This is a genomic window from Stenotrophomonas sp. 80084_Sma, from assembly GCF_056481995.1.
The window spans coordinates 860,204-887,053 of record NZ_CM151177.1; the positions used below are offsets into that span (position 1 = coordinate 860,204).

Here is a 26,850-nt window from a genome sequence, read left to right on the forward strand (position 1 = left end):
AGGGGCCGGTCCATGACGTGGAAGTGTTACTCCGTAACAGATCATGCGCCTGCCTTGAGCGGCTGACCATGCTGGATCTGGCTGCTCGCATCGGCCTTTCCCTGCCGTTCAGGCGGCCTGGCCGAGCAGGTCGGCCCTTTGCGCCAGCGGCTGGCTCTGCGACCATGACCGCCCCCCATCCCGGAAGTCTGCAATGAGCCTGTCCGCCGTTCCGCCCGTGCCCGATCCCGCCGCAGCCGCCACTGGCGCCGCCTGGTCGCCGGAGAGCTGGCGTGGCAAGACCGCGCTGCAGATGCCGATCTACCCGGACCCGGTGGCGCTGGACGCCGCCCTGCACGAGCTGAAGCGGCTGCCGCCGCTGGTGACTTCCTGGGAGATCCTGGCGCTGAAGCAGCAGCTGGCCGAGGCGCAGGAAGGCAAGCGCTTCCTGCTGCAGGGCGGCGACTGCGCGGAGAACTTCAGCGACTGCGAATCGGGCACCATTTCCAACCGGCTGAAGGTGCTGCTGCAGATGAGCCTGGTGCTGGTGCATGGCCTGCGCCAGCCGGTGATCCGCGTCGGCCGTTTCGCCGGCCAGTACGCCAAGCCGCGTTCGGCCGATACCGAGACCCGCGACGGCGTGACCCTGCCCAGCTACCGCGGTGATGTCATCAACGCGCCGGCCTTCACCGAAGCGGCGCGGCTGCCGGATCCGAAGCGGATGCTGCAGGCCCACGCGCACTCGGCAATGACCATGAACTTCGTGCGTGCGCTGATCGACGGCGGTTTCGCTGACCTGCACCACCCCGAGTACTGGAACCTGGAATGGGTGAGCCATTCGCCGTTGGCCGCCGACTACCAGAAGATGGTGGCCTCGATCGGCGATGCAGTGCATTTCATGGAGACCCTGGCCGGGGCCCGCGTGCACAACCTCAACCGCATCGATTTCTACACCTCGCATGAAGCGCTGCTGTTGCCCTACGAGCAGGCGTTGACCCGGCAGGTGCCGCGCCAGCAGGGCTGGTTGAACCTGAGCACGCACTACCCGTGGATCGGCATGCGCACGGCCGCGCTCGATGGCGCGCACGTGGAATACCTGCGTGGCGTGCGCAACCCTATCGCGATCAAGGTCGGCCCATCGGTGACGCCGGACCAGCTACTGCGCCTGATTGATGTGCTCAACCCGCATGACGAGCCGGGTCGACTGAGCTTCATTCACCGCATGGGTGCAGCGCAGATCGCCGAGAAGCTGCCGCCGCTGCTGGATGCGGTCAAGCGCGATGGCCGCCGCGTGCTGTGGGTCTGCGACGCGATGCATGGCAATACCGAGAGCACCGCCAATGGCTTCAAGACGCGCCGCTTCGACAACGTGCGTGGCGAAGTGGAGATGTCGTTTGATCTGCACGCGGCCGCAGGAACGCGACTGGGCGGTGTGCACCTGGAGCTGACCGGCGAAGACGTGACCGAGTGCACCGGTGGCGCGCGCGAACTGACCGAACGTGACCTGGAGCGCGCCTACCGTTCGACGGTGGACCCGCGGTTGAACTACGAGCAGTCGCTGGAGATCGCGATGGCGATCGTGCGCAAGCAGGAGCAAGTGCGGTAAGGGTTTTTCGGCAGGGCTTGCAGCCCTGCACCTGCGGACGCAACGGCAACGGCCGAAGCAACGGCAACAGCATGCATTTCGTGGGATGGCGGGGTGGTGTCGGAGTGCGGGGACGCCGCAAGTACGTCCCTGTAGGCTTGGCAGCCGCATCCATGCGGCTGACACCCCGCACTCCGACACCACCCCACCTCTGACAGATCTCCGCGGCTGTTGGATCCACGTCATGCGTGGATGAATTCCCATCGGAATCGAATATTTCGATATCGGAATGATTTGAGCCGAGCATGGCTCGGCTCTACAGAACGCAGTACCCGACAGGTCGCAGGAATCTGTCGAAGGCGGGGTGGGTCCGGTTGCGGGGGCGTGAGCGCCATGGATGGCGCGACCGAGCCTCCATGGACGGATTTACGGCGTCCCCCGCAACCGGCCCCACCCCGCCATCCCACGGAATGCCAGCTTCTGCTGTTGCTGTTTAGATTGCCGGCCAGCGGCCGGCACTACAGCAGGTGCAGGGCTGCAAGCCCTGCCGACCAACACCCTTCTTACGAACGACTGACGTGACACTCATGCGTCATGCGCGAGGCTGTCCGCTTGGCTGTTCGAGTGGAGGTGGCAACGGTGCACTGGCAAAGCGCACAGGCCTACGCATGGCCGTTGGGATTGGCAGCAGTAGCGGGTGGCATCGGCGCGTGGCTGATCCTCTGGATCTACCATCGATTGAAAGGGCGTGATCGCCGGCGTGCACGCATCGGTCGCGTGCTCGGGTTGCCACTGGCCACCGCATGGCCGCTGCTGTTGTTGATTCCCGCATTGCAGGCCACGCCACTGCAGGATCCGGTGCTGGGCAACCTGCAGCATGTGCTGCACATCGCGCTGACCGCGTGCTTCATCTGGTTGCTGGTACGCGCGGTGGCGGCGGGCGAGCGCGCGATCCTGCGCAGTCATCCCATCGATGTCTCCGACAATCTGGAAGCGCGCCGCATCCAGACCCAGACGCGGGTGCTCAGCCGCGTGCTGATGGGCGGCATCATCGTGCTGGGCGCATCGCTGGTGCTGTTGACCTTCCCGATGGTGCAGAAGATCGGCACCGCGCTGCTGGCATCGGCAGGCCTGATCGGCCTGGTGGCGGGTATCGCGGCCAAGCCGGTGTTCGGCAACCTGATCGCTGGCCTGCAGATTGCGGTGACGCAGCCGATCCGGCTGGATGACGTGGTGATCGTCGAGGGCGAGTGGGGCCGCATCGAGGAGATCGGCAGCAGCTATGTGGTGGTGCGCATCTGGGATGAGCGACGGATGGTGGTGCCGCTGACCTGGTTCATCGAGAACCCGTTCCAGAACTGGACGCGGCGCAGCGCCGACCTGCTCGGCACCGCGTTCCTGTGGTTGGACTACCGTGCGCCGATTGCCGCGATCCGCGCTGAGCTGGAACGCATCTGCCGTGGCGAAGCGCTGTGGGATGGCCGGGTCTGCGTGACCCAGGTGACCGAGACCAGCGAGCGTGCGATCCAGGTGCGCCTGCTGGTCAGCGCGCGCAGCTCGGGCGATGCCTTCGATCTGCGTTGCCTGGTGCGCGAGCGCATGCTCGATTTCCTGGCGCGCGAGCATCCGCAGTCGCTGCCGCAGGTGCGTGCGCGGCTGCAACACGAAGATGAGCTGGATATGCCGCGTGGTCCACGTGCACGCACCGCGGATGTGCGTTCGCCGGGTGCTGAAGATGGTGAGGCGGCGATCGTGCCGGTGGAGCCGGAACCCGGACGGTAGCGCCGGCCGCTGGCCGGCAACTCCGGATCTGCCGGCCAGCGGCCGGCACTACCGGATCACGGCTCGCCAGCGTCGATCAGTGCGTCGGTATCGAAGTGCGGTGGTCGCCGCGCGCGCGTGCGCTGCTCATAGGCATAGGCCATCTCGATCAGCTTCGGCTCGCTCCAGGCGGTGCCCATGAACAGCAGACCGACCGGCAGACCATCGATCTGCCCCATCGGCACGGTGAGGCTAGGATAGCCGGCCACGGCGGCGGCGCTGTAGCTTTCACCGGGGAAGTCGTCGCCTTCGCTGCGGATCGGCCATGCCACGCCGGTGGTCGGCGCCACCAGCGCATCGAGCTGGTGGGCGGCGAGGGCAGCATCGATGCCTTCCGGGCCGGCCAGCCGGCGCGCATCGCTGCGGGCGCGGATATAGGCGGGGTCGGCCAGGCCGGCGGTGGCATCGGCCTCCACCAGCAGCTCCTGGCCGAACAGGCCCAGTTCCTGCTTGCTGTGCGCCTGGTTGAAGGCGATCAGTTCGGCCAGGCTGCGCAATGGTGCGCGGTGGGTGCTGAAATAGCGCTCCAGCCCGGCCTTGAATTCGTACAGCAGCAGTGTGCGCTCGGCCTCGGCCCAAGCGCCCTGGTTGGGCAGCTCCACCGGCACCACCACGGCGCCGGCGCGGCGCAGCTCGGTTGCCGCCTGTTCGATCAGTGGCGGCATGCCACGGTACTTCAGCAGGGGCGTCTGCAGCAGGCCGATGCGCTTGCCGCGCAGGCCCTGCGGGTCCAGTCGCGCGGTGTAGTCGTAGACCGCGCGGCCGGGCATGGTCGCGGTGGCCGGATCGGCATCGTCGCGGCCGGCGATCGCGGTCAGCACGGCGGCAGCGTCGGCGACGCTGCGTGCCATCGGCCCGGCAGTGTCCTGGCTGAAGGAAATCGGGATGATGCCCTCGCGGCTGACCAGGCCGACCGTCGGCTTCAGGCCGACCACGCCGTTGATCGCCGCCGGGCAGACGATGCTGCCGTCGGTTTCGGTGCCGATCGCCACGCTGGCCAGGTTGGCGGCCACGGCCACCGCGCTGCCGCTGCTGGAACCACACGGCGAATGGCTGATGCGATAGGGGTTGCGGGTCTGGCCGCCACGCGCGCTCCAGCCGGAGATCGAATCATTGCCGCGGAAGTTGGCCCATTCGCTGAGGTTGGTCTTGCCCAGCACCACCGCACCGGCGTCGCGCAGCCGGCGCACCAGGTAGGCATCGTCCGGACGGAAGCCCTGCAGGGCCAGCGAACCCGCACTGGTGGCCATCGGCGCGGCGTTGATGTTGTCCTTCAACAGCAGGGGAATGCCATGCAGCGGGCCGCGCAGGCGGCCGTCACGGCGTTCGCGGTCGCGCGCGGCGGCTTCCTTCAGGGCATCGGGGTTGAGCTCGATCACCGCGCGCAGGCGCGGCCCGGTGCGGTCCAGCGCGGCGATGCGCTGCAGGTAGGCCTGGGTCAGGGTGGTGCTGTCCAGTTCCCCGGCGGTCATCCGCGCCTGCAGGTCGGCGACATCGGTTTCGGCGTACGGGAACGGCACGTTGCGGCTCGCAGGTTCGGCCGCATGCGCGCTGGGCGTGGCCGGGCTGCAGCCAGCCGAAAGCAGCGCCGGCAGCGCGGCGAGCAGGCAGGTCAGCAGAGGCGGCAAGGACGGGCGCATGGGGCGGCTTGGTCGGCTCCAATCCCCAGTGTAGCCGGTGCTCAGCGGTGGCGCTTGCGCAGGTCGCGGGCGAGCACGTAGACCACGATCAGGTTGATCGCCAGGATCGTCCACGACGGCCAGCCGGGGTGGCGGATGATCGCGAAGATGTCGAAAGGCAGGTACAGGGCGGCGGTCAGGCAGCCCAGCCAGGAGGCCCAGGCCTTGGCCCGCCACAGGCCCCAGGCTTCGACCAGGTGCAGCAGGCCGTAGCCGATCATCCCCGCCGCGGCCAGGTGGACCGCGTCGGGGCTGATCATGTGCAGCAGCGAGGGCAGGGTGCCATGGTCCGGATCCAGGCTGAAACGCCGGATCAGGGCCATGATGCCGTGCCGTAGCGGCTGCGGTCCGAGCACTTCCAGCCCGGTGGCGGCCAACAGCGCCAGCATCGCCTTGCTCGCTTCGAGCAGGGCGATGACATGGAGACCCGGATGCCGGTGTGGATCCGGGTTGTAGCCGCTCAGGTTCACGGGGTGCTGGCTCAGCCGCCGCGCGAAGCCTTCTTGCGGTCGCTTTCGGTCAGGAACTTCTTGCGCAGACGGATCTCCTTCGGGGTGATCTCGACCAGCTCGTCGTCTTCGATGAAGTCCAGGGCCTGTTCCAGCGAGTACTTGATCGCCGGGGTCAGCTGGATCGCATCGTCCTTGCCCGAAGCGCGCATGTTGGTCAGCGGCTTGGTCTTGATCGCGTTGACGGTCAGGTCGTTGTCCTTGGAGTGGATGCCGACCAGCTGACCTTCATACACGTTGTCGCCTTCAGCAGCGAACAGCTTGCCGCGCTCCTGCAGCGGGCCCAGCGAGTAGGCCGGCGTGGTGCCCGGCGCATTGGCGATCATCACGCCGTTGATGCGCTTGGCGATCGCACCCTGTTCCTTCGGACCGTAGTGGTCGAACACGTGGAACAGCAGGCCCGAACCCTGGGTCAGGGTCTTGAACTCGTTCTGGAAACCGATCAGGCCACGGGCCGGGATCGAGTACTCCAGACGCACACGGCCCTTGCCGTCCGATTCCATGTTCTTCAGCTGGCCCTTGCGGGTGCCCAGCTTTTCCATCACGCCGCCCTGGTGGATTTCTTCGATGTCCACCACCAGCTGCTCGATCGGCTCCATCATCTGGCCGTCGATTTCCTTGATGATCACTTCCGGGCGCGACACGGCCAGCTCGTAGCCTTCGCGACGCATGTTCTCGATCAGCACCGACAGGTGCAGTTCGCCACGGCCGGAAACCAGGAACTTGTCGGCGTCTTCCAGCTGCTCGACCTTCAGGGCCACGTTGTGGACCTTTTCACGGTCCAGGCGGTCCTTGATCTGGCGGCTGGTCAGGAACTTGCCACCGGACAGGTCCTTGTTGCCGGCGAACGGCGAGTTGTTGACCTGGAAGGTCATCGAGATGGTCGGCTCGTCGACGGTCAGCGCCGGCAGCGCTTCCGGGGTATCCGGGGCGCAGATGGTGTCGGAGATGGTCAGCTCCTGGATGCCGGAGATGGCCACGATGTCGCCGGCCTCGGCGGTGTCCTGCTCGATGCGCTCCAGGCCCATGAAGCCCAGCACCTGCAGCACCTTGCCGTTGCGCTTCTTGCCTTCACGGTCGATGACCGCGACCTGCATGTTCTTCTTCAGGGTGCCGCGCTGGATGCGGCCGATGCCGATCACGCCCACGAAGTTGTTGTAGTCCAGCTGGCTGATGCGCATCTGGAACGGGCCTTCCGGGTCCACTTCCGGACGCGGCGCGTGCTGCATGATCGCTTCGTACAGCGGGGTCATGTCGCCGTCGCGCACGGTGTCTTCCAGGCCGGCATAGCCGTTCAGGCCCGAGGCGTAGACGATCGGGAAGTCCAGCTGCTCGTTGGTGGCGCCGAGCTTGTCGAACAGGTCGAAGACCTGGTCGATCACCCATTCCGGACGGGCGCCCGGACGGTCGACCTTGTTGACCACGACGATCGGCTTGAAGCCCATCGCGAAGGCCTTCTGGGTCACGAAGCGGGTCTGCGGCATCGGGCCGTCCATCGCATCGACCAGGATCAGCACGGTGTCGACCATCGACAGCACGCGCTCGACCTCACCACCGAAGTCGGCGTGGCCGGGGGTGTCGACGATGTTGATCCGGTTCTTGATGCCGGTCTTCTTGTCTTCCCAGGTGATGGCGGTGTTCTTGGCCAGGATGGTGATGCCGCGTTCCTTTTCCTGGTCGTTGCTGTCCATCACGCGCTCGGCGAGGACGGTGCGCTCGGACAGGGTACCGGACTGCTTCAGCAGCTGGTCGACCAGGGTGGTCTTGCCATGGTCGACGTGGGCGACGATGGCGATGTTGCGAAGATTTTCGATGGACATACGAAAGGGGGCCAGTCGGCGCCGGATTTGGAAAAAGAAGTCCAACATTATACGTCGAACTTGACGATTCGCGAAAAGGTGGATTTCACGCCCGTCACGGGGCCCATTCAGCTGGCGGTCCGCGGCGCCGGTCGAGGCCGCCTGGCCTGCACCACGGGGCACCCCGTCCCGTGGCTGAAGCCCGGATCTGCGCCCATGGTCGAAGCCGCCGCCGCCACGAGGCAGGTGTAAACTAGGTGGCTAGACGCGTTCCCCTCTGCATCAAGGATCTTCATGTCCCTCATCGCCACTTTCGACACCACCCAGGGCCCGATCAAGGTCGAGCTGTTCGCCGACAAGGCGCCGCTGACCGTGGCCAACTTCGTGAACCTGGTCAAGCACGGTTTCTATGACGGCCTGATCTTCCACCGCGTGATCGCCGACTTCATGATCCAGGGCGGCTGCCCGCAGGGTCGTGGCACCGGCGGCCCGGGCTACAAGTTCGAAGACGAGAAGAATGGCGTGAAGCACGAGGTCGGCTCGCTGTCGATGGCCAACGCCGGCCCGAACACCAACGGCAGCCAGTTCTTCATCACCCACATCAAGACCGACTGGCTGGACGGCCGCCACACCGTCTTCGGCAAGGTCCTGGAAGGCCAGGCCATCGTCGATTCGGTCAAGCAGGGCGACGTGATCCATTCGATCACCCTGGAAGGCGACGTCGACGCCGTGCTGGCCGCCCAGGCCGAGCGCGTCGCGGAGTGGAACAAGCACCTCGCCGCCTGATCCCCCTTCGAAACGGCCACCCTCGGGTGGCCGTTTCCCTGTTCCCCGCCGCCCGCCAGGCCTGCGTGGCCACGCCCGCGGCGTCCCATCAAACGCTTGCAAGCAAGAGGAAACCCCCATGAAAGCACCCGTTCGTGTTGCCGTGACCGGCGCCGCCGGCCAGATCGGTTATGCCCTGCTGTTCCGCATCGCCTCCGGCGAAATGCTGGGCAAGGACCAGCCGGTCATCCTGCAGCTGCTGGAACTGCCGGTCGACAAGGCCCAGGCCGCCCTGAAGGGCGTGATGATGGAGCTGGAAGACTGCGCCTTCCCGCTGCTGGCCGGCATGGTCGGCACCGATGATGCCGAAGTCGCGTTCAAGGACGCCGACATCGCCCTGCTGGTCGGCGCGCGTCCGCGTGGCCCGGGCATGGAGCGCAAGGACCTGTTGCTGGAAAACGCCAAGATCTTCACCGCCCAGGGCGCGGCGCTGAACAAGGTCGCCAGCCGTGACGTGAAGGTGCTGGTGGTCGGTAACCCGGCCAACACCAACGCCTACATCGCGATGAAGTCGGCCCCGGACCTGAAGCCGGAGAACTTCACCGCCATGCTGCGCCTGGACCACAACCGCGCGCTGAGCCAGCTGTCGACCAAGCTCGGCAAGCCGGTCGGCGGCATGGAGAAGCTGGTCGTGTGGGGCAACCACAGCCCGACCATGTACCCGGACTACCGTTTCGCCACCGCCGATGGTGCGTCGATCGCCGATGCGATCAACGACCAGGAGTGGAACGCCAACACCTTCATCCCGACCGTCGGCAAGCGCGGCGCGGCGATCATCGAAGCCCGTGGCTCGTCCTCGGCTGCTTCGGCCGCCAACGCAGCCATCGACCACGTGCGTGACTGGGTGCTGGGCAGCAACGGCAAGTGGGTCACCATGGGCGTGCCGTCCGACGGTTCCTACGGCATTCCGGAAGGCGTGATCTTCGGCTTCGCGGTGACCACCGAGAACGGCAAGTACACCCTGGTCAAGGATCTGCCGATCGACGACTTCAGCCAGAAGTACATCGACAAGACCCTGGCCGAGCTGGAAGAAGAGCGCGCCGGCGTCGCCCACCTGCTGGGCTGATGCAGGCGGTACCGGCGCGAGCCGGTACGTCTTCCATCGAGGTAGGTACCGGCCGTTGGCCGGTACGCAGCAACGGGGAAGCTCAGGCTTCCCCGTTTCTGTTTGAGGAATACAGGAACTGATGATCCACCTGCATTACATCGACGACGCGCTGCTGGTGGCCGAGAAGCCGGCCGGCCTGCTGTCCGTGCCTGGCCGCAGCGCCGAGAACCAGGACTGCGTGGTCGCGCGCCTGCAGGCGCTGTACCCGGATGCATTGACCGTGCATCGCCTGGACCAGGTGACCTCCGGCCTGCTGCTGCATGCGCGCGGCAAGGACATGCAGGTGGCGTTGTCGATGCAGTTCGAGCAGCGCCAGGTTGGCAAGCGTTACGAAGCGATCGTGGAGGGGCTGCTTGAAGGCGATGCCGGCGAAGTGGACCTGCCGTTGATCGTGGACTGGCCGAACCGGCCGAAGCAGATGGTCGATCACGAACGCGGCAAACCGGCGCTGACACGTTGGCACGTAATGGCACGTGATGTTGAAGCGCAGCGCACCCGCGTGGCGTTGGAACCGATCACTGGCCGCAGCCATCAGCTGCGCCTGCACATGGCTAGTCTCGGCCATCCCATCGTTGGCGATGTGCTGTATGACGCCGCGCCGGCGCAGCGTGTGCATCTGCATGCGCGCAGCCTGCGGTTCACCCATCCGGTGACGGGCGAGGCGCTCGCGTTCGAGTCCGCGACTCCGTTCTAGGGGTTCGGCAGGGCTTGCAGCCCTGCACCTGCAGAATCAACGTCAACGTCAGAAGCGGGCTATCCGTGGGTTGGCGGGACGGTGTCGGAGTGCGGGGACGCCGCAAGTACGTCCCTGTAGGCTTGGCAGCCGCATCCATGCGGCTGACACCCCGCACTCCGACACCGTCCCACCTTCGACAGGTTCCCGCGGCTGTTGGTAACTGCGGCTTTGTTCCGCGCGGCTGTTGGTAGGTGTCGACCTTGGTCGACACGATTCTTCTGTCAGATATCGAATGAATCATCCACGCATGGCGTGGATCTACCGTGTCGACCAAGGTCGACACCCACCAGAGCAGTCGACCAAGGTCGACATCTACCAGAGCAATACGCCTTTCCGACAGATCGCAGGAAACTGTCGAAGGCGGGGTGGGTCCGGTTGCGGGGGCGTGAGCCGCATGGACGCGGCGACCGAGCCTCCATGGACGGATTTACGGCGCCCCCCGCAACCGGACCCACCCCGCCATCCCTCAATGGCCCCGCTTTTGACGTTGACGTTGACGTTGATTCTGCAGGTGCAGGGCTGCAAGCCCTGCAGAACAAAACCCCACCCCCTACCAAGGTAGGGCGGCCCGCGCGCCAGCGCCGGACTATCCTCGAACCCATGACTTTGTCTGGGAGGGCTGCGTCATGAACTACGAGGAAACCTACCGTCGCTCGATCGACGAGCCGGAGGCCTTCTGGGGCGAGGAAGCCAAGCGCATCCATTGGCACAAACCGCCGCAGCAGGTGCTCGACTACAGCAACCCGCCGTTCCGGCGCTGGTTCGTCGGTGGTGAAACCAATCTCTGCTACAACGCCGTCGACCGCCACCTGGCCGAGCGCGCCGACCAGCTCGCGCTGGTCGCCATCTCCACCGAAACCAACAGCACCCGCGAAATCACCTATCGCCAGCTGTATCGCGAAGTGAACGACTTCGCCGCCGTGCTCAAGCACCTCGGCGTCGGCCACGGTGACCGCGTGGTGATCTACATGCCGAACATGGCCGAAGCCGTGTTCGCGATGCTGGCCTGCGCGCGCATCGGTGCGGTGCACTCGGTGGTGTTCGGTGGCTTCGCCGCGCACAACCTGGCGCTGCGCATCGACGATGCCAAGCCCAAGCTGCTGATCGCCGCTGATGCCGGCATGCGCGGTGGCAAGCTGATTCCGTACAAGCCGATGGTCGATGCAGCCTGCGCCGAAGCCACGTCGCCACCGCCGCACGTGCTGATCGTGTCGCGTGGGCTGGATGCCGCCGAACCACGCGTGCCGGGCCGCGATGTGGACTACGCCGAGCTGCGTGCGCAGATCGGTGAAGTCGACGTGCCGGTGCAGTGGCTGGAAGCGAGCGAGCCGAGCTATCTGCTGTATACCTCCGGCACCACCGGCAAGCCGAAGGGCGTGCAGCGCGATGTGGGGGGCTATGCGGTGGCGATGGCACAGTCGATGGAAACGGTGTTCGACTGCAGGCCGGGCCAGGTGATGTTCTCCACCTCCGACGTCGGCTGGGCGGTCGGCCATTCCTACAACGTGTACGGCCCGCTGATCGGCGGCTGTACCTCGCTGCTCTACGAAGGGCTGCCGACGAATCCGGACCCGGGCATCTGGTGGGCGCTGTGCGAGCAGTACAACGTGCGCACGATGTTCTCGTCGCCCACCGCCATCCGCGTGCTGAAGAAGCACGACGCGGACTTCATCCATCGCCACGACCTGGGCGCGCTGAAGTACCTGTTCCTGGCCGGCGAGCCGCTGGACGAACCGACCGCGCACTGGATCAGCGAAGCGCTCGGCAAGCCGATCATCGACAATTACTGGCAGACCGAAACCGGCTGGCCGGCACTGACCCTGCTGCCGGGCCTGGAGATGAAGCCGGTGCGTTTCGGCTCGCCCGGGTTCCCCAATCTCGGCTACCGGATGAAGGTGATCGACGAGAACACCGGCGAGGAAGTGGCACCGGGGCAGAAGGGCGTGCTGGTGGTGTCGCCGCCGCTGCCGCCGGGCTGCATGAGCACGGTGTGGAACGACGACAGCCGTTTCCTGCAGAGCTACTTCAGCCACTTCAAGGAGCTGCTGTACAGCTCGCTGGACTGGGCGATCCGTGACGACGATGGTTATACCTTCATCCTCGGCCGTACCGACGATGTGATCAACGTGGCCGGGCACCGCCTGGGCACGCGCGAGATCGAGGAGGCCATCTCCAGCCATCCGCGCGTGGCCGAGGCGGCGGTGATCGGGGTCAAGGATGAACTGAAGGGGCAGGTGCCGCTGGTGTTCGTCACCCTCAAGCAGGGGCTGGATGGCGAGGATCCGGCGCCGGTGGTGGCCGAGATGATGGCCACGGTGACCACCTCGCTCGGCGCGGTCGCACGCCCTGCGCATGTGCACGTGGTCAATGCCTTGCCCAAGACCCGCTCTGGCAAGCTGCTGCGGCGCTCGCTGCAGGCGTTGGCCGAGCAGCGCGACCCGGGTGACCTGTCGACGCTGGACGACCCCAGCGCGCTGGAGGAGATCCGCCGCGCGCTGGGACGCTGACCCGGTAGTGCCGGCCGCTGTCCGGCACCCCCATCAATCCTGAGGTTGCCGGCCAGCGGCCGGCACTACCCGCAGCACTTGCGCTAAGCTCGGCCTGTCATCGACCTGCAACACGCGGTGCGCGCCGGGGAAGGCGCGTGCCGTCCGGGGATGGCACACAGGGGAGCGTGCCCTCAAGGGCGCGCAGGCATTGCGCATCGAGGGAGGGGGAAGCAATGGCATTGCTGCACGCCAAGACGGCTGCTGGCCGTCAGGAAATCGAAGACCGTGGTCGGCGTCTGCCGGCGGCACTGCGTTCGATCCTGCTGATGGTCGACGGCCATCGCGATGACACTGAACTGCGCGGCCTGTTCGAAGGCCTGCGGGCACCGCCGGATGCACTGGAGCAGTTGGCCGCGCAGGGCCTGATTGAAGTGATCGGCGGAAGTGTCGAAACCGCACCGACGCGCAGCATCAGCACCGGCCGTGAACAGGACCCGGCGCTGTACCAGCAGCTGTACGACGCGATGAGTGAGGCCGTGCGTCGGCATCTGGGCCTGAAGGGCTATTTCATGCAGTTGAAGATCGAACGCTGCACCGATGCGCTGGCACTGGAACGCCTGTGCCCGGAACTGCTGGCGGCGGTGGGCAAGGCGCGCAGCCCGGCATTGGCGCAGCGCTGGTGGCAGGAGACCCAGGCGGCCGTGGTCAATGGTGGCGGCGAGGTCGTGCAGGCCTGAGCCACCGCGTAAAGTGATCGGTTCACTTCCCCACAAGGAGTCCCGCGTGCAGGACGACCACGACGACACCGATACCCCCGGCTGGGACGCGATCAATGCGGCGCTGACGCCGCTGTATGCCGGGCAGGAGCCGCGTCACTACGGCACCGCGCTTCCGTACACGCTCGGTGGCCAGGATCCGCTGGATGGCATCAGCGTGTACTGGGCGGATGCGCCGGTACCGCATTGGCATTACATCACCTACGGCTTCTCCGAGCTGTACGCCAAGGAGAGCAGTGATGCCACCGCCAGCGGCTATGGTTTCGAGCTGACCTTCCGCCTCGCTGCCGACGTCGGTGAGAACGCCGGCAGCACGCCGCCGGTGTGGCCGATGAACCTGCTGCAGAACCTGGCGCGCTATGTGTTCGGCAGTGGCAACGTGTTCGAGGATGGCCACCACCTCAATGCCAACGGCCCGATCGCGTTGGAGACCAACACGCGCTTGTGCCATCTGGCCTTCGTCGCAGATCCGCAGTTACCCGCACGCGACACTGCCAATGGCCACCTGCAGTTCCTGCAGCTGGTCGGGCTGACCGATGAGGAGATGGAAGCGGTCAAGCGCTGGTCGACGCGCGGCGTGCTGCAGGCGCTGCAACCGGCGATGCCGCTGTGGATCAGCGATCTGCATCGCGGCAACCTGCTGGAGGATCCGGCATTGGCCGCACAGGTGCAGGCCGGCAGCGAGCGCGAGGGCTCCAGCACCGGCATGTTGTTCATCGAGACGCTGGACTGGCGCCAGGAGGCGGGCGTCACCACCCTGGTGCTCGGTGCGGGCCAGGTGGCCAGCGTGTGCGAGCTGCTGCCATTGCGCCTGCGCCACGGCAAATCGCTGGAACTGGTCAGCCGCGAGCGGCAGTGGGAATTCATTCCGGCCGCGCGCGGTGAAACCGGCGAGGTATCGGCCGACAGCGCGCGTTGGGCACTGGACGAGACGGGTCTGGAAGCCTTGGCGGGCGTGCGTGCCGAGCGCGGCATCTACCCGGTGGCGGCGGCGCTGCGCATCGAAGTGGTGCCGACCTACCTGCGCGATGCCAAGGGCGAAGTGATCCGCCAGATCGGCTGAGTGTGGCGATTGCACCGATGGGGGCAGAGCCGTCTGCTGTGCAGACGGCTCCGACCCATGGTCTGGCTCAGGCCAGGCCTTCGGCCTTCAGCGCGGCCTGCACGCCGGCATCGGCATCCATGCGCGCCTTGTAGGCGGCCAGGTTGTCCAGGCCGGACAGGTCGACCTTGGTGCCAGCAGCCCAGCGCAGCGTGATGTAGAAGTACGGGTCGGCGAAGCTGCGGAAGCCGGCCAGCCACGGCTTGTCGGCCAGCTGCTTGTCGGCGGTCTCGAACAGGGCGCGCAGGCGCTTGTGCACGGCGGCGCGGATCGCATCGAACTGGCTCTCGTCGGCGATGAACTTGCCCGGCGCGAACAGCGGCGAGAAGGCCGGATGCACATCGGAATTGACGAAGGCCAGCCAGCGGGTGGCTTCGGCGCGCTGGCGCGGGCTGCCGTCGCCGCCGAGGCCGGCCTGCGGGAAGCTGTCGGCGATATAGCCCATGATCGCGGCGTTCTGCAGCAGCACGAAGTCGCCGTCGACCAGTGCGGGGACGGCACCGGCCGGATTGATCTTGAGGAATTCCGGGCCCTTCAGGGTGTCCTTGTTCAGCAGTTCAACCTCGAACTGCTGGCCGGTCCACTGCAGGGCGATGTGGTCGGCGGTGGAACAGGCACCGGGCTTGCTGTACAGCTTCATGGGAACTCCAGGTGATGCGGGCGGGAAGCGCCCACTATCCCAGAGCCTGGCGGCGGGCGGCAACGCTGCCGCCAGCACGGATCGTTACGACTGCCGTGGCTTGAGGTTCTGCACCTTATAGAAGGTGTGATCGCCGATGGTGGCCACCTGGTAGGCATTGCGCCAGTTCGGGCTGGCAATGGACAGCGCGGCGAAGTGGCTGGCACCGGGCACGATCTCGCGGCGCTCGCCGGCCGGCAGCGCCCAGTTGCGCTCGGCGTCGAAGGCCACGTTCATCGCCTCGCTCCAGGCCGCATCATTGCCCAGCTGGGTGCCGGGCGAGACGATGGTCGGTGCGAACTGCTTGCGCGCGGTGACCACCTGGCACATGGAGTCGCCCCACAGGCCACTGTCGAGGCGGCGCAGGGCGACCTCGGCGACGGCCTGCTGGCCACGCAGGGTCTGGTCGCGGGCTTCCAGGTAAACGGTGGTGCTCAAACACAATGAATCAGCGGCCGGCTGAGGCAACAACTGCGACAGCCAGAGAATCCAGGCCAGTTTCATATAACTCCTTGCTCCGTATGGGCCGCACGCTCCGGTTCCGGCCGCGGGGGCGACAGGAGGCGGGGTACGACTTGGCGTCATGGGGAGGCGGCCATCGGGGCCGCCCCGTGGGCAGCCCCAAAAGAAACGATCAGTACCGATCGAGGGGCTGCGCCGGCTCACCGGAAACTGGCTGGTGAGCGGAAAGATGGCGCAAGGTAGGGGGGATAGCCGAACGCATCGTGAACCGCTCGGCTTGACATTCAGGTTCGGCAGGGGTGACGGAAATCACATTCCGCCCCCCATTCAGGCGCTCATCAGAGCGCGGCGGCGACCCGGCTGCCCTGGTCGATGGCCCGCTTGGCGTCCAGTTCGGCCGCTACATCGGCACCCCCGATCAGCTGCGCGTTGATGCCGGCGGCCTGCAGTTCGGCCTGCAATGCACGATTCGGTACCTGCCCGGCGCAGATCACCACATGGTCGACCGGCAGCAGCTGTTCGCTGCCTTCCACGCGGATGCGCAGGCCTTCGTCATCGACGCCCAGGTACTCGACGCCACCGAGCATGCGCACGCCCTTGGCCTTCAGCGTGGCGCGGTGGATCCAGCCGGTGGTCTTGCCCAGTCGCGCGCCGGGCTTGCCCGGGCTGCGCTGCAGCAGCCACAGCCGACGCGGTGATGCCTCGACCTCGGGCCGGCCCAGCGAGCCGCGGGCCTCGAACGCGCTGTCCACGCCCCATTCGGCCATCCAGCGTTCCGGATCGAGGGAGGGGGACTCACCGGCGTGGCTGAGGTACTCGCCGACATCGAAGCCGATGCCGCCGGCGCCGATGATCGCCGCACTGGTGCCCACTTCAACCCGGCCCAGCAGCACGTCCAGGTAGCTGACCACCTTGGCGTGGTCGGCGCCGGGGAAGTCGACCTTGCGCGGGGTGATGCCGGTGGCCAGCACCACCTCGTCGAAGCCGGCCAGGGTGGCGGCATCGGCGCGGGTGCCGAGGCGCAGCTGCACGCCGGTTTCGGCCAGCGTGTGGCGGAAGTAGCGCAGGGTCTCGTGGAACTCTTCCTTCCCGGGGATGCGCTTGGCCACGTTGAACTGGCCGCCGATCTCCTCGTTGGCATCGAACAGGGTGACCTGGTGGCCGCGCTGGGCAGCGACGGTGGCACACGCCAGGCCTGCCGGGCCAGCACCGACCACGGCAACTTTCTTCGGCGTGGCGGTGGGGCGATAGACCAGCTCGGTCTCGTGGGCGGCGCGCGGATTGACCAGGCAGCTGGCCAGCTTGTTCTCGAACACGTGGTCCAGGCAGGCCTGGTTGCAGGCGATGCAGGTGTTGATTGCCTCGGCGCGGCCGGCACGGGCCTTGTTCGGCCATTGCGGGTCGGCCAGCAGCGGACGCGCCAGCGACACCATGTCGGCACCGCCGCTGGCGAGGATGCGCTCGGCGACGTCGGGCATGTTGATGCGGTTGGTCGCCACCAGCGGCACCTTCACATGCGGCTTGAGCTTGGCGGTGACCCCGGCGAAGGCGGCGCGCGGCACCGAGGTGGCAATGGTCGGAATACGGGCTTCGTGCCAGCCGATGCCGGAATTGATGATCGTCGCGCCGGCGGCCTCGATGGCCTGCGCCTGCTGCACGATCTCCTCCCAGTTGCTGCCGTCCTCCACCAGGTCCACCAGCGACAGGCGGTAGATGATGATGAAGTCCGGGCCACAGGCCTCGCGGATGCGGCGCACGATCTCGACCGCGAAGCGCATGCGCTGGTTCGCATCGCCGCCCCAGCGGTCGGTGCGCTTGTTGGTGCGCGGGGCGATGAACTCGTTGATGAGGTAGCCCTCCGAGCCCATCACTTCCACACCGTCGTAGCCAGCCTCGCGGGCCAGCTTCGCGCTGCGTGCGTAGTCGGCGATATGGCGCTCGACGCCACTGGCCGACAACGCACGCGGGGTGAACGGGTTGATCGGTGCCTTCAGCTTCGACGGCGCCACCGACAGCGGGTGGTAGGCATAGCGGCCGGCATGCAGCAGCTGCAGGCAGATCTTCGCGCCGTGCTGGTGCGCGGCGGCGGTGAGCTGCCGATGCGGGCGTACTTCCCAGGGCCAGGACAGCTTGCCGCCGAACGGCTTCAGCCAGCCGACCACGTTCGGCGCGAAGCCGCCGGTGACGATCAGGCCGACACCGCCCTCGGCGCGTTCGGCGAAGTAGGCCGCCAGCCGCGGGAAGTCGCGGGCGCGATCCTCCAGGCCGGTGTGCATCGAGCCCATCAATACGCGGTTGCGCAGCTGGGTGAAGCCCAGGTCCAGCGGGGCGAACAGATGGGGGTAGGCGCTTTCGTTGGCTGGCGACATTGTCGATACGCTTGCGTACGGAAGCGCGAAGCGTGCCGCGAAACGGCGGCCGGGGCAAGGGCCGGCCTTTGGGTAGTGCCGGCCGCTGGCCGGCATCCTGGGCAGATCAGGGTGCTTGCGGTTGCCGGCCAGCGGCCGGCACTACCGGGGTGCGACCGATCCCGAACCAGCCCAGCGTGACACCACACAGCGGACCGATCAGCAGGGCGAAGGCGAGGGTGCCGAGCCCAACATTGCCGCCCAGCCACCAGCCCAGCAGCAGCACGCTGCCCTCGATCAGGCTGCGCACCTTCCAGATCGGCCAGCCGGTGTGGGCATGCAGGCCGGTCATCAGGCCGTCGCGCGGGCCAGGGCCAAGCCTGGCGCCGATGTACAGGCCGGTGGCCAGCGCGACCAGCAGCATGCCCGCGCAGAACATCGCCAGCTGCCAGCCAAGGCCGACGGCCGGCGGCAGCAGCCATAGTCCGAACTGCGCGGAGGGGCCGATCAGCATCACGTTGAGAACGGTGCCGACACCCGGTTTCTGCCGCAGCGGCCACCACAGCAGCAACACCAGTGCGCCGATGACATTGGTCGCCAGGCCGAACGACAGCGGCGTCTGCGCGGCGATGCCCTGTGACAGGACATCCCAGGGCGCCACGCCGATGGCCGCACGGATCATCAGCGAGGCGCCGAAGCCGTATAGGAACAGGCCCGTGATCAGTTGCAGCAGGCGCAAGGGCAGGGCGGTGGGCATGGCGGTCTCGGGGGAGAGGAATCTGTTTCCACCGTAATCCCGATTCAGTCACTTCCATAGATACAGATGCCGACCAATCCGCCGCTACAGTGTCGTCGAGCGTGCTCGACTGCTCCTGATGAATCAGTCGAGCACGCTCGACGCTACGATCAGACCGCACGGCCGGGCATGGGCTCGGCTTTACAGCGGCGTTCCAGCTTGGCTCAGTCGCCCCAGCCTGCCAGCGCCAGCTTGCCCACCGTGCGTCCGCTGGCCAGGCGCTGATGCGCGATGTCCAGATTTGCCGCATTGATCGGGCCCAGGCTTTCACTGAGGGTGCCGCGCAGCTGGCCGGCATCGATCATGCTGGCCGTGCGGCTGAGGATGCGGTGCTGCTCGATGCAGTCGGCAGTGGCAAAGCGCGAGCGCGCGAACATGAACTCCCAGTGGATGCCGATGCACTTGGCTTTGTAGGGATCGCCGATGCGCAGCGGCCCACGCGGCTCGACGATCAGGCCCACATGTCCCTGCGGCGCCAGCAGCAGGCCCAGCTCGTCCCAGTAGTGATCGGTGTCGGCCAGGTTGAGTGCGACCTGCACCGTGTCGATGCCCAGCGCCTGCAGCTGGGCCTGAAGTGGTTGCCGGTGGTCGATCACGTGCCGGGCACCCATCTGCCGGCACCAGTCGGCCGAGGCCTCGCGCGACGCCGTGGCGATCACCTCGAAACCCGCATGGCGGGCCAGCTGGATTGCCATCGAGCCGACCCCACCCGCACCGCCGATCACCAGCAGGTGCTGGCCGGCGTGGCGGCGATCGTCCAGCCGCAGCGGCATGCGCTCGAACAGCAGCTCCCAGGCGGTGAGCGTGGTCAGCGGCAGCGCTGCGGCTTCAGCGAAATCCAGCGTGGTTGGCTTGCGCGCGACCAGGCGTTCATCCACCCAGTGGTACTGCGCATTGCAGCCGGGGCGGGTGACATCGCCTGCGTAATAAACCTCGTCACCGGAGGCAAACAGGCTCGCCTCGTCGCCGATCGCCTCGACCACGCCGGCAGCGTCCCAACCCAGCACGCGGGGTGCCTGGAGCGTGGCCGGATCCGTGCTGGCACGCTGCTTGCCATCGACGGGGTTGACTGAAACCGCCTCGACCCGGATCAGCAGGTCACGGCCCCGGGGAGGCAGCGGCGGAGGCAGGTGCATATCGCACAGGGCAGGGGCGGATTCACGACTCAGGGCGACGGCTTTCATCACGGCTCCGGCTGGGTTCGTGGCTCCATCATAAGGTTCCTCACGTTTCCGCAGACGCGCTGAACCGTTTGATGCAGCGCGCCGCGCAATATGTCGTTTTCCCCGCCTAAACCCCGTCAAACCCTTGCAGCGTGAGGGTCTTGCGGATTTTCATCATCCTGTATAGGGTTTCAACGTCGGACCGGCGGACGGTCGGGCGCAACACTTCACATGTTACGGGACTGTTAACATGGCCTTCACCCGCCTGAGCATAATGTTCGCGGCGGTGGCGTGCTGAATCGGCTGTCGTACATCGACGCACTTGTGCTGGCCCATGCCTCTACCGGTTTCATACCCCCGAAATAGGAGCTGTACTCAATGAACAAGAAGATCCTTACTGCCGCGCTGCTGGGCGGCCTGGCTTTTGCCCAGGCAGCTTCGGCGCAGGAGTTCGATGACCGCTGGTACCTGACCGGTTCGGCCGGCTTCAACTTCCAGGACAGCGACCGTCTGACCAATGACGCTCCGTTCGTGACCCTGGGCCTGGGCAAGTTCATCAGCCCGAACTGGTCGCTGGACGGTGAGCTGAACTATCAGAACCCGAACTTCGATTCGAACAAGGACCTGAACTGGTCGCAGTACGGCGTCTCGCTGGACCTGCGTCGCCACTTCATCAAGGAAGGCCGCGGCTGGAACCCGTACATCGTCGGTGGCCTGGGCTACCAGAAGTCGGAAGAAGAGTACCCGGCGCTGAATGCCAATGGTCCGCGCCAGCGTAAGGACGGCAACGTTGCCGCCAAGCTGGGCGTCGGCCTGCAGACCACCTTCGAAAAGCGCGTTGCTGTCCGCGCCGAAGTGGCCTACCGCGCTGACTTCGACGACCAGAGCGTTGCCGCTCCGAAGGAAGACTGGTTCGGTGACGTGCTGGCTTCGGTCGGCGTCGTGATCCCGCTGGGCCCGGCTCCGGTCGCGGCTGCTCCGGCTCCGGCTCCGGTTGCCCCGAGCTGCGCCGACCTGGATGACGACGGTGACGGCGTCAACAACTGCGACGACAAGTGCCCGAACTCGCAGCCGGGTCAGACCATCGGTCCGGACGGTTGCCCGGTGCCGGTCTCCATCGACCTGAAGGGCGTCAACTTCGACTTCGACAAGTCGAACCTGCGTCCGGACGCCGTGGCGATCCTGAGCGAAGCCACCGAGATCCTGAAGCGTTACCCGGATCTGCGCGTTGAAGTTGCCGGTCACACCGACTCGAAGGGTACCGACGCTTACAACCAGAAGCTGTCGGAGCGTCGTGCTACCGCCGTGTACAACTACCTGACCAAGAACGGCGTTGACGCCGGTCGCCTGGTCGGCCCGATCGGCTACGGCGAGAGCCGTCCGATTGCTCCGAACACCAACCCGGATGGTTCGGACAACCCGGAAGGTCGCGCCAAGAACCGTCGTACCGAGCTGAACGTCCAGAACTAAGTTCTGACGATCTGCCAGTAGGACACAGCAGGACCCGGCTTCGGCCGGGTCTTGTTGTTTCCGTAGCCCGGAATCCGCGTGTCCGTCGGTCCGGGAACAACCGTTCGTCGGGTTTTTATCCGTAAAACCAATGAGTTGCCGTATTCATTGAAAGTGGCGCTTGAAAGCTGTCGCGGCATTGCTAAACTCGCCGCGTCACTTCCTTTCCTGGATGCCCTTCATGCTGCGCTCTGCATCGGCCGCCTTCCTGGCGCTGGCCCTGGTTCCCGCCGCCCACGCTGCGGTCGATTGCTCGGTCAACACCAGCGCCTCGCCGCTGCCGTTGCCGGCCACGACCATCGCGCCGGTGGCCGACGAGCTCTACATCCGTGGCAACCAGCTGGGCATGCCGGCCGGCGTGCTGAGCAGCAACTACGATCCGTCGCAGTCGCTGGACCAGGTGCTGCAGCGCCTGCGCATCGATGGTTGCCAGAACATCGCCAAGGCCATTCCGAGCGCCCCGGCAGTGAAGCCGAACGATCCGGCGGCCTACAAGCCGCAGACCGAATTCGACAACACGCCCTGGCGCTTCGACATGAGCCAGAACGGCAAGCGCATGACCGCCGAAGAGTTCGACGCCTGGATGAAGGCGCGTGGCGTGCGTGTGGTCAAGGCGCGTCCGGCTCCGGCCGCCACTCCGGCCCCGGCCGAAGCACCGGCTGAGACCAAGCCGGTCGACAAGAAGTAAGCACCGCGGGGAGCAGAGGCTTGCGCACGCGCCGCCCACCTGCCGCCCCCGCCGCCCGCTCCCACGCACCGCGTGGGCGTGCGACTCCCGCTGCCACAGCCGCCGGTGTCCGTCATGGCCTGGCGCGCGTGCTGTCCAAGGCCGGCGTGTGTTCGCGCAGCGAGGCCGCGCGCTGGATCGCCGATGGCCGCGTGCGCGTCTCCGGCCGCATCGTGCGGGATCCCGAATTCCCGATTGGGCAGCCGGCGCCGCCGATCGAGGTCGATGGCCAGCCGATGGGCGCGCCGCAGCGCCTGTACCTGATGCTCAACAAACCGCGTGGGGTGGTGACCACCGCGCAGGACGAACGTGGCCGCGACACCGTGTACCGCTGCTTCGATGGTGCCGGCCTGCCGTGGATCGCGCCGGTCGGGCGCCTGGACAAGGCCAGTGAAGGGTTGTTGCTGTTCAGCAACGATCCGCAGTGGGCCGCGCGCCTGACCGATCCAGAGACCGGCCCGCAGAAGACCTACCACGTGCAGGTCGACCGCCTGCCCGATGACGCCACGCTGGCGGCCCTGCAGGCCGGCGTGGACGACGAGGGCGAGTTCCTCGTCGCCCAGGCTGTGCGCGTGCTGCGCAGCGGCGATAAGACCGCGTGGCTGGAGGTGGTCCTCGACGAGGGCCGCAACCGCCACATCCGCCGCCTGTTGGCGGCCTTCGACCTGCAGGTGCTGCGCCTGGTCCGGGTCGCGATCGGTGGGCTGCAGCTCGGCGATCTCGGCAAGGGCCAGTGGCGGGTGCTGGAGGTCAGTGACCAGCAGCGGCTGGGGGCCGCTGCACCGGGCTGATCATCGCCCGCGGCCGGCGGTTGCCGGCCACCGTTCCAGGCGTAGGGGGCGTCTGGCTGCTGAATTTCCCGAACGGAGCCTGCCCATGTACCACCCGACCCTCAACCAAACCCTGCGCTGCGCAGGCCTGCTGCTGCCGATGGTGGTGCTGACCGCCTGTGGTGGCCACAAGAAGGTGGCCAAGGCGGAAACGCCGGCCGAGACCCCGGTGGTGGAAGTGAAGACCCCGGAGCTGGATGGTCGCGGCAGCTACCGCTTCCTGATGAGCAACGGCGACAAGAAGATGACCGCCGATGAGTTCGACGCCTGGATGAAGGCCAATGGCATCCGCGTTGCCAAGGGCAACGGCCAGGATGCTGCCGCCAAGCCGGTGGTGGTGGCCAGCAAGGACGAGCCGAAGGGCAAGAAGAAAAAGAAGTGATGCCGGGAAGGTGCCGACCTCGGTCGGCACGCCCTCACGCCCGGTAGGTGCCGACCTTGGTCGGCACGCTTTGGCCGGTGGGGATCAACCCTTGATCACGCCCAGCTCGACACCGATGCGGGTGAACGCATCGATCGCGCGGTCCAGATGCTCGCGACTGTGCGCGGCGCTGATCTGGGTGCGGATGCGCGCCTGGCCCTTGGGCACCACCGGGAAGAAGAAGCCGATCGCGTAGATGCCTTCTTCCAGCAGGCGCTCGGCGAACTTCTGCGCCAGCGGTGCGTCGTACAGCATCACCGGGCTGATCGGGTGTACGCCCGGCTTCACGTCGAAACCGGCGGCGACCATCTTTTCGCGGAAGTAGCGGGTGTTTTCCACCAGGGTGTCGCGCAGATCGTCAGCGGCGGCCAGCATCTCGAACGCTTTGATGCCGGCGGCCACCACATGCGGCGGCAGCGAGTTGGAGAACAGGTACGGGCGCGAACGCTGGCGCAGCAGCTCGATCACCTCGGCGCTGGCGCAGGTGAAGCCGCCCAGTGCACCGCCCATGGCCTTGCCCAGGGTGCCGGTGATGATGTCGATCTTTTCCAGCACGCCCTTCACTTCGGCCGAGCCGCGGCCGGTGGCACCGAGGAAGCCGGTAGCGTGGCATTCGTCGATGTGCACCAGCGCGTTGTACTTCTTCGCCAGCGCGGTGATCTCGTCCAGCGGCGCAATGAAGCCGTCCATCGAGAACACGCCGTCGGTGGTGATCAGCTTGGTCTTGCAGCCGGCGGCGTCGGCGGCCTGCAGCTGGGCTTCCAGGTCGGCCATGTCGCAGTTGGCATAGCGGAAGCGCTTGGCTTTGCACAGGCGCACGCCGTCAATGATCGAGGCGTGGTTCAGCGCATCGGAAATGATCGCGTCGTTCTCGCCGAGCAGCGGCTCGAACAGGCCGCCGTTGGCATCGAAGCAGGCCGCGTACAGGATGGTGTCCTGCTTGCCGAAGAAGTCGGCGATCTGCTTCTCCAGCTGCTTGTGCAGGTCCTGGGTGCCGCAGATGAAGCGCACCGAGGCCATGCCGAAGCCGTGGGTATCCAGCGCATCCTTGGCGGCCTGGATCAGGTCCGGATGGTCGGCCAGGCCCAGGTAGTTGTTGGCACAGAAGTTCAGCACCTTGCGGCCGTCCTCGAGGGTGATCTCGGCCGACTGCGGGCTGGTGATGATCCGCTCGGACTTGAACAGGCCCTGGGCGCGGATGGCGTCCAGTTCCTCGGCGTAGTGGCGGGTCAGGGCGGAGGAGGCGTCGGTCATGGCGTGGGCACGGCTCTGAACGGGGAAACCGCTGATTCTACCGGGCATCGCCGCTTGCCGACCGGCCCGGATGGGGCATCGCCACGGCCGGCACATGTTGCATCGCAATAGCAAACTGGTTAAAAATTCGTGAACCGGAGCTGTCCCGCTCCGGCCGCTACGCCCGCTCCCCGCCTTCCACGCCACCGCCCCCACCGGAGACGCTCATGAAGCACGCCCGTGCCTGCCTCGCCATTGCCGCTGCCCTGACCCTGGCCGCCCCGTTCGCCGCCAGCGCCCAGGAAAACGAATCGCCGTACAGCTGGAACGTCACCGCTGTTTCCGATTACCTGTTCCGTGGTGTGTCGCAGACCGACGAGGATCCGACCCTGCAGGCCGGTTTCACCTACACCAGCCCGGTTGGCCTGTATGCCGGCGTTTGGGGTTCGGGCGTGGACTTCGGTGCAGGTGATCCGAAGACCGAGGTCGACTACCTGATCGGCTACGGCGTGGACGTCACCGAGCGCGTCAACGTCGACGTGCTGCTGAACCGCTACACCTACCTGAAGTCCAGCCACCAGAACTACAACGAGCTGATCACCACCACCACGCTGGATGACACCTACAAGCTGACGGTGGCCTACACCAACGATGTATGGAACAGCAGCACCGATGGCTGGTACTTCGGCCTGGGCGGCAGCTGGGGCCTGCCGAAGGATTTCACCCTGAATGCCAATGTCGGCCGCAGCACGTTTGAAGACGGCATCGCCAAGGATTACACCGACTGGAATGTCGGCGTTGAGCGCCAGTTCGGGATGGCCAAGGTCGGCCTGGGCTACTACGGTACCGACGGCAACGGCCGCGACAACTCCGGCAAGCTGGCCCACAGCCGCGTGATGCTGACCGTCGCGATCGGTAACTGATGCGCCTTCGCTGATGTCCACGAAAAAGGCGCCCAATGGGCGCCTTTTTCAATTTCAGCCGCATGCCTTACCCCGGCTGGGGGAGAGCCTCCTTGTTGTTCAAGGGGGCGCGCCGACGGCGCGGGGATAAGGAAACCTGCGGGGGAATTGACCCGAAGGGTCAATTCCAGCTCAACACCACCTTGCCGGCCTTGCCTTCTTCCATCAGGTCGAAGCCCTTCTGGAAGTCGTCGATCGGCAGCTGGTGGGTCATCACCTTGCCGAGCGGGAAGCCGGACAGCACCAGCTGGGTCATCTTGTACCAGGTCTCGTACATCTTGCGGCCGTAGATGCCCTGCACGGTCAGGCCCTTGAAGATGATCTTGTCCCAGTCGCAGCCGGCGCCCTTGGGCATGATGCCGAGCATGGCGATCTTGCCGCCGTGGTACATGCAGTCGAGCATGTCGTTGAACGCACGCGGGTTGCCGCTCATTTCCAGGCCCACGTCGAAGCCCTCCATGTGCAGTTCCTTCATCACGTCCTTCAGCGACTGGTTGGCCACGTTGACCACGCGGGTGGCACCCATGTCGGCGGCCAGCTTCAGACGGAAGTCGTTGACGTCGGTCACCACCACGTTGCGTGCACCGATGTGCTTGCAGATGCCGGCGGCGATGATGCCGATCGGGCCGGCACCGGTGATCAGCACGTCTTCACCGATCACGTTGAACTCCAGCGCGCAATGCGCGGCGTTGCCGTACGGATCGAAGAACGCGGCCAGCTCGGACGGAATCTGGTCCGGGATCGGCCACAGGTTGCTGGCCGGCATCACCATGTACTCGGCGAAGGCGCCGTTGACGTTGACGCCGATGCCGACGGTGTTCGGGCACAGGTGCGGGCGGCCGCCACGGCAGTTGCGGCAGTGGCCGCAGACGATGTGGCCTTCGGCCGAGACGCGCTGGCCGATTTCATAGCCGGTCACGGCCGAGCCGAGTGCGGCGACGCGACCCACGAATTCGTGGCCGATGGTCAGGCCCGGCTTGATGGTGCGCTGGCTCCACTCGTCCCACAGGTAGATGTGCAGGTCGGTACCGCAGATCGCGGTCTTCTCGAGCTTGATCAGGACCTCGTTCGGGCCCGGGGTCGGAACCGGAACTTCTTCCAGCCAGATGCCCTTGGCCGCTTCGCGCTTGACCAGGGCCTTCATCGTTTGCTGCGCCATCGGGGTGGAACTCATCAGGGGGAAAGCGCGGATTATAGGGTGCCGCGCGGATTTCCCATGTTGCGCTGCGGGTGCAGTGGCGGAACGAAAGGCGTGTGTTGGCGGGCGTTTCGAACGTGCTGCGAACAGCGGCGCCTCCCTGATCCGGGAAAG

The 26,850-nt window shown here is 66.4% G+C and carries 23 protein-coding genes; 13 read left to right on the top strand and 10 right to left on the bottom strand.

Annotated elements, in window-relative coordinates; translation table 11 throughout:
* The first annotated feature begins 193 nt into the window (after positions 1 to 193).
* Positions 194 to 1,585, top strand: coding sequence for a class II 3-deoxy-7-phosphoheptulonate synthase (locus ACZK3W_RS03960; protein ID WP_125895984.1), 1,392 nt, complete (start codon positions 194 to 196; stop codon positions 1,583 to 1,585).
* Positions 1,586 to 2,158: 573 nt separating this feature from the next.
* A complete protein-coding gene (locus ACZK3W_RS03965) occupies positions 2,159 to 3,346 on the top strand; it encodes a mechanosensitive ion channel family protein (protein ID WP_478450496.1) in 1,188 nt (395 codons plus the stop codon).
* Positions 3,347 to 3,402: 56 nt separating this feature from the next.
* Here the strand turns inward: ACZK3W_RS03965 and ACZK3W_RS03970 are convergent, their stop codons facing one another.
* The 3 genes from ACZK3W_RS03970 to typA are packed head-to-tail and all read right to left on the bottom strand — an operon-like array spanning position 3,403 to position 7,393.
* Positions 3,403 to 5,025, bottom strand: a complete 1,623-nt coding sequence (locus tag ACZK3W_RS03970) for an amidase (RefSeq protein ID WP_049401441.1) — start codon at positions 5,023 to 5,025, stop codon at positions 3,403 to 3,405.
* A gap of 41 nt (positions 5,026 to 5,066) precedes the next feature.
* Entirely contained in the window at positions 5,067 to 5,534 is a 468-nt protein-coding gene (locus ACZK3W_RS03975; RefSeq protein ID WP_049422416.1) for a DUF2127 domain-containing protein, read from the bottom strand.
* A gap of 11 nt (positions 5,535 to 5,545) precedes the next feature.
* Entirely contained in the window at positions 5,546 to 7,393 is a 1,848-nt protein-coding gene (typA, locus tag ACZK3W_RS03980; protein ID WP_032129766.1) for a translational GTPase TypA, read from the bottom strand.
* 273 nt (positions 7,394 to 7,666) lie between these two features.
* On the opposite strand from typA, the gene ACZK3W_RS03985 reads away from it, so the two are divergent.
* From ACZK3W_RS03985 to ACZK3W_RS04010, 6 genes are all read left to right on the top strand, one after another.
* Complete coding sequence (locus ACZK3W_RS03985) at positions 7,667 to 8,158, top strand: peptidylprolyl isomerase (RefSeq protein ID WP_004153629.1); 492 nt, start codon at positions 7,667 to 7,669, stop codon at positions 8,156 to 8,158.
* 118 nt (positions 8,159 to 8,276) lie between these two features.
* Positions 8,277 to 9,263 carry a malate dehydrogenase gene (locus ACZK3W_RS03990; RefSeq protein WP_004153634.1) on the top strand — a complete coding sequence of 329 codons (987 nt, stop codon included), beginning with the start codon at positions 8,277 to 8,279 and terminating at the stop codon, positions 9,261 to 9,263.
* A gap of 121 nt (positions 9,264 to 9,384) precedes the next feature.
* The gene (locus ACZK3W_RS03995; protein ID WP_032129767.1) at positions 9,385 to 9,999 is read left to right on the top strand and encodes an RluA family pseudouridine synthase; all 615 of its coding nucleotides are present in this window, start codon (positions 9,385 to 9,387) and stop codon (positions 9,997 to 9,999) included.
* A 668-nt stretch (positions 10,000 to 10,667) separates the two neighbouring features.
* Positions 10,668 to 12,548, top strand: coding sequence for a propionate--CoA ligase (gene prpE, locus ACZK3W_RS04000; protein WP_049400974.1), 1,881 nt, complete (start codon positions 10,668 to 10,670; stop codon positions 12,546 to 12,548).
* A 215-nt stretch (positions 12,549 to 12,763) separates the two neighbouring features.
* Entirely contained in the window at positions 12,764 to 13,267 is a 504-nt protein-coding gene (locus tag ACZK3W_RS04005) for a hypothetical protein (RefSeq protein ID WP_125895961.1), read from the top strand.
* A gap of 46 nt (positions 13,268 to 13,313) precedes the next feature.
* Positions 13,314 to 14,369, top strand: coding sequence for a suppressor of fused domain protein (locus ACZK3W_RS04010; RefSeq protein ID WP_125895962.1), 1,056 nt, complete (start codon positions 13,314 to 13,316; stop codon positions 14,367 to 14,369).
* A gap of 67 nt (positions 14,370 to 14,436) precedes the next feature.
* Here the strand turns inward: ACZK3W_RS04010 and ACZK3W_RS04015 are convergent, their stop codons facing one another.
* From ACZK3W_RS04015 to ACZK3W_RS04035, 5 genes are all read right to left on the bottom strand, one after another.
* Positions 14,437 to 15,048 carry a glutathione S-transferase N-terminal domain-containing protein gene (locus ACZK3W_RS04015; RefSeq protein WP_478450497.1) on the bottom strand — a complete coding sequence of 204 codons (612 nt, stop codon included), beginning with the start codon at positions 15,046 to 15,048 and terminating at the stop codon, positions 14,437 to 14,439.
* A gap of 84 nt (positions 15,049 to 15,132) precedes the next feature.
* Positions 15,133 to 15,591, bottom strand: a complete 459-nt coding sequence (locus tag ACZK3W_RS04020; RefSeq protein WP_004154513.1) for a cell wall hydrolase — start codon at positions 15,589 to 15,591, stop codon at positions 15,133 to 15,135.
* 296 nt (positions 15,592 to 15,887) lie between these two features.
* Positions 15,888 to 17,918 carry an FAD-dependent oxidoreductase gene (locus tag ACZK3W_RS04025; RefSeq protein WP_478450498.1) on the bottom strand — a complete coding sequence of 677 codons (2,031 nt, stop codon included), beginning with the start codon at positions 17,916 to 17,918 and terminating at the stop codon, positions 15,888 to 15,890.
* 106 nt (positions 17,919 to 18,024) lie between these two features.
* Positions 18,025 to 18,654: a membrane protein YczE gene (gene yczE / locus ACZK3W_RS04030; RefSeq protein WP_253146072.1), complete on the bottom strand. Its 630-nt coding sequence runs from the start codon at positions 18,652 to 18,654 to the stop codon at positions 18,025 to 18,027.
* A gap of 203 nt (positions 18,655 to 18,857) precedes the next feature.
* Positions 18,858 to 19,877 (bottom strand): zinc-binding alcohol dehydrogenase family protein, encoded by a 1,020-nt coding sequence (locus ACZK3W_RS04035; protein WP_293799233.1) that lies wholly within the window; start codon positions 19,875 to 19,877, stop codon positions 18,858 to 18,860.
* A 357-nt stretch (positions 19,878 to 20,234) separates the two neighbouring features.
* Here ACZK3W_RS04035 and ACZK3W_RS04040 point away from each other — a divergent pair, with 357 nt between their 5' ends.
* From ACZK3W_RS04040 to ACZK3W_RS04055, 4 genes are all read left to right on the top strand, one after another.
* A complete protein-coding gene (locus tag ACZK3W_RS04040) occupies positions 20,235 to 21,326 on the top strand; it encodes an OmpA family protein (protein ID WP_010483958.1) in 1,092 nt (363 codons plus the stop codon).
* Between the two features lie 220 nt (positions 21,327 to 21,546).
* Positions 21,547 to 22,053, top strand: a complete 507-nt coding sequence (locus ACZK3W_RS04045) for a hypothetical protein (protein ID WP_010483956.1) — start codon at positions 21,547 to 21,549, stop codon at positions 22,051 to 22,053.
* 20 nt (positions 22,054 to 22,073) lie between these two features.
* On the top strand, positions 22,074 to 22,883 hold the full coding sequence (locus ACZK3W_RS04050; RefSeq protein WP_125895370.1) for a pseudouridine synthase: 810 nt from the start codon (positions 22,074 to 22,076) through the stop codon (positions 22,881 to 22,883).
* An 85-nt stretch (positions 22,884 to 22,968) separates the two neighbouring features.
* Positions 22,969 to 23,304, top strand: a complete 336-nt coding sequence (locus ACZK3W_RS04055) for a hypothetical protein (protein WP_049422606.1) — start codon at positions 22,969 to 22,971, stop codon at positions 23,302 to 23,304.
* 84 nt (positions 23,305 to 23,388) lie between these two features.
* On the opposite strand, the gene kbl is transcribed toward ACZK3W_RS04055, so the two are convergent.
* Positions 23,389 to 24,597 (bottom strand): glycine C-acetyltransferase, encoded by a 1,209-nt coding sequence (kbl, locus tag ACZK3W_RS04060; protein WP_005408238.1) that lies wholly within the window; start codon positions 24,595 to 24,597, stop codon positions 23,389 to 23,391.
* A gap of 206 nt (positions 24,598 to 24,803) precedes the next feature.
* On the opposite strand from kbl, the gene ACZK3W_RS04065 reads away from it, so the two are divergent.
* Entirely contained in the window at positions 24,804 to 25,499 is a 696-nt protein-coding gene (locus ACZK3W_RS04065) for a TorF family putative porin (protein ID WP_317218588.1), read from the top strand.
* A 160-nt stretch (positions 25,500 to 25,659) separates the two neighbouring features.
* Here the strand turns inward: ACZK3W_RS04065 and tdh are convergent, their stop codons facing one another.
* Positions 25,660 to 26,682: an L-threonine 3-dehydrogenase gene (gene tdh, locus ACZK3W_RS04070; protein WP_010483949.1), complete on the bottom strand. Its 1,023-nt coding sequence runs from the start codon at positions 26,680 to 26,682 to the stop codon at positions 25,660 to 25,662.
* Positions 26,683 to 26,850: the final 168 nt, after the last annotated feature.

Coding starts and splice junctions, on each gene's coding strand:
- yczE (WP_253146072.1), bottom strand. CDS start 18,654: ATGCCCACCGCCCTGCCCTTGCGCCTGCTGCAACTGATCACGGGCCTG.
- tdh (WP_010483949.1), bottom strand. CDS start 26,682: ATGAAGGCCCTGGTCAAGCGCGAAGCGGCCAAGGGCATCTGGCTGGAA.
- ACZK3W_RS04035 (WP_293799233.1), bottom strand. CDS start 19,877: ATGAAAGCCGTCGCCCTGAGTCGTGAATCCGCCCCTGCCCTGTGCGAT.
- ACZK3W_RS03990 (WP_004153634.1), top strand. CDS start 8,277: ATGAAAGCACCCGTTCGTGTTGCCGTGACCGGCGCCGCCGGCCAGATC.
- ACZK3W_RS04040 (WP_010483958.1), top strand. CDS start 20,235: ATGAACAAGAAGATCCTTACTGCCGCGCTGCTGGGCGGCCTGGCTTTT.
- prpE (WP_049400974.1), top strand. CDS start 10,668: ATGAACTACGAGGAAACCTACCGTCGCTCGATCGACGAGCCGGAGGCC.
- ACZK3W_RS03970 (WP_049401441.1), bottom strand. CDS start 5,025: ATGCGCCCGTCCTTGCCGCCTCTGCTGACCTGCCTGCTCGCCGCGCTG.
- ACZK3W_RS04025 (WP_478450498.1), bottom strand. CDS start 17,918: ATGTCGCCAGCCAACGAAAGCGCCTACCCCCATCTGTTCGCCCCGCTG.
- ACZK3W_RS03965 (WP_478450496.1), top strand. CDS start 2,159: ATGCGCGAGGCTGTCCGCTTGGCTGTTCGAGTGGAGGTGGCAACGGTG.
- ACZK3W_RS04020 (WP_004154513.1), bottom strand. CDS start 15,591: ATGAAACTGGCCTGGATTCTCTGGCTGTCGCAGTTGTTGCCTCAGCCG.
- ACZK3W_RS04045 (WP_010483956.1), top strand. CDS start 21,547: ATGCTGCGCTCTGCATCGGCCGCCTTCCTGGCGCTGGCCCTGGTTCCC.
- ACZK3W_RS03985 (WP_004153629.1), top strand. CDS start 7,667: ATGTCCCTCATCGCCACTTTCGACACCACCCAGGGCCCGATCAAGGTC.
- ACZK3W_RS04015 (WP_478450497.1), bottom strand. CDS start 15,048: ATGAAGCTGTACAGCAAGCCCGGTGCCTGTTCCACCGCCGACCACATC.
- ACZK3W_RS04005 (WP_125895961.1), top strand. CDS start 12,764: ATGGCATTGCTGCACGCCAAGACGGCTGCTGGCCGTCAGGAAATCGAA.
- ACZK3W_RS04065 (WP_317218588.1), top strand. CDS start 24,804: ATGAAGCACGCCCGTGCCTGCCTCGCCATTGCCGCTGCCCTGACCCTG.
- ACZK3W_RS03995 (WP_032129767.1), top strand. CDS start 9,385: ATGATCCACCTGCATTACATCGACGACGCGCTGCTGGTGGCCGAGAAG.
- kbl (WP_005408238.1), bottom strand. CDS start 24,597: ATGACCGACGCCTCCTCCGCCCTGACCCGCCACTACGCCGAGGAACTG.
- ACZK3W_RS03960 (WP_125895984.1), top strand. CDS start 194: ATGAGCCTGTCCGCCGTTCCGCCCGTGCCCGATCCCGCCGCAGCCGCC.
- ACZK3W_RS04055 (WP_049422606.1), top strand. CDS start 22,969: ATGTACCACCCGACCCTCAACCAAACCCTGCGCTGCGCAGGCCTGCTG.
- typA (WP_032129766.1), bottom strand. CDS start 7,393: ATGTCCATCGAAAATCTTCGCAACATCGCCATCGTCGCCCACGTCGAC.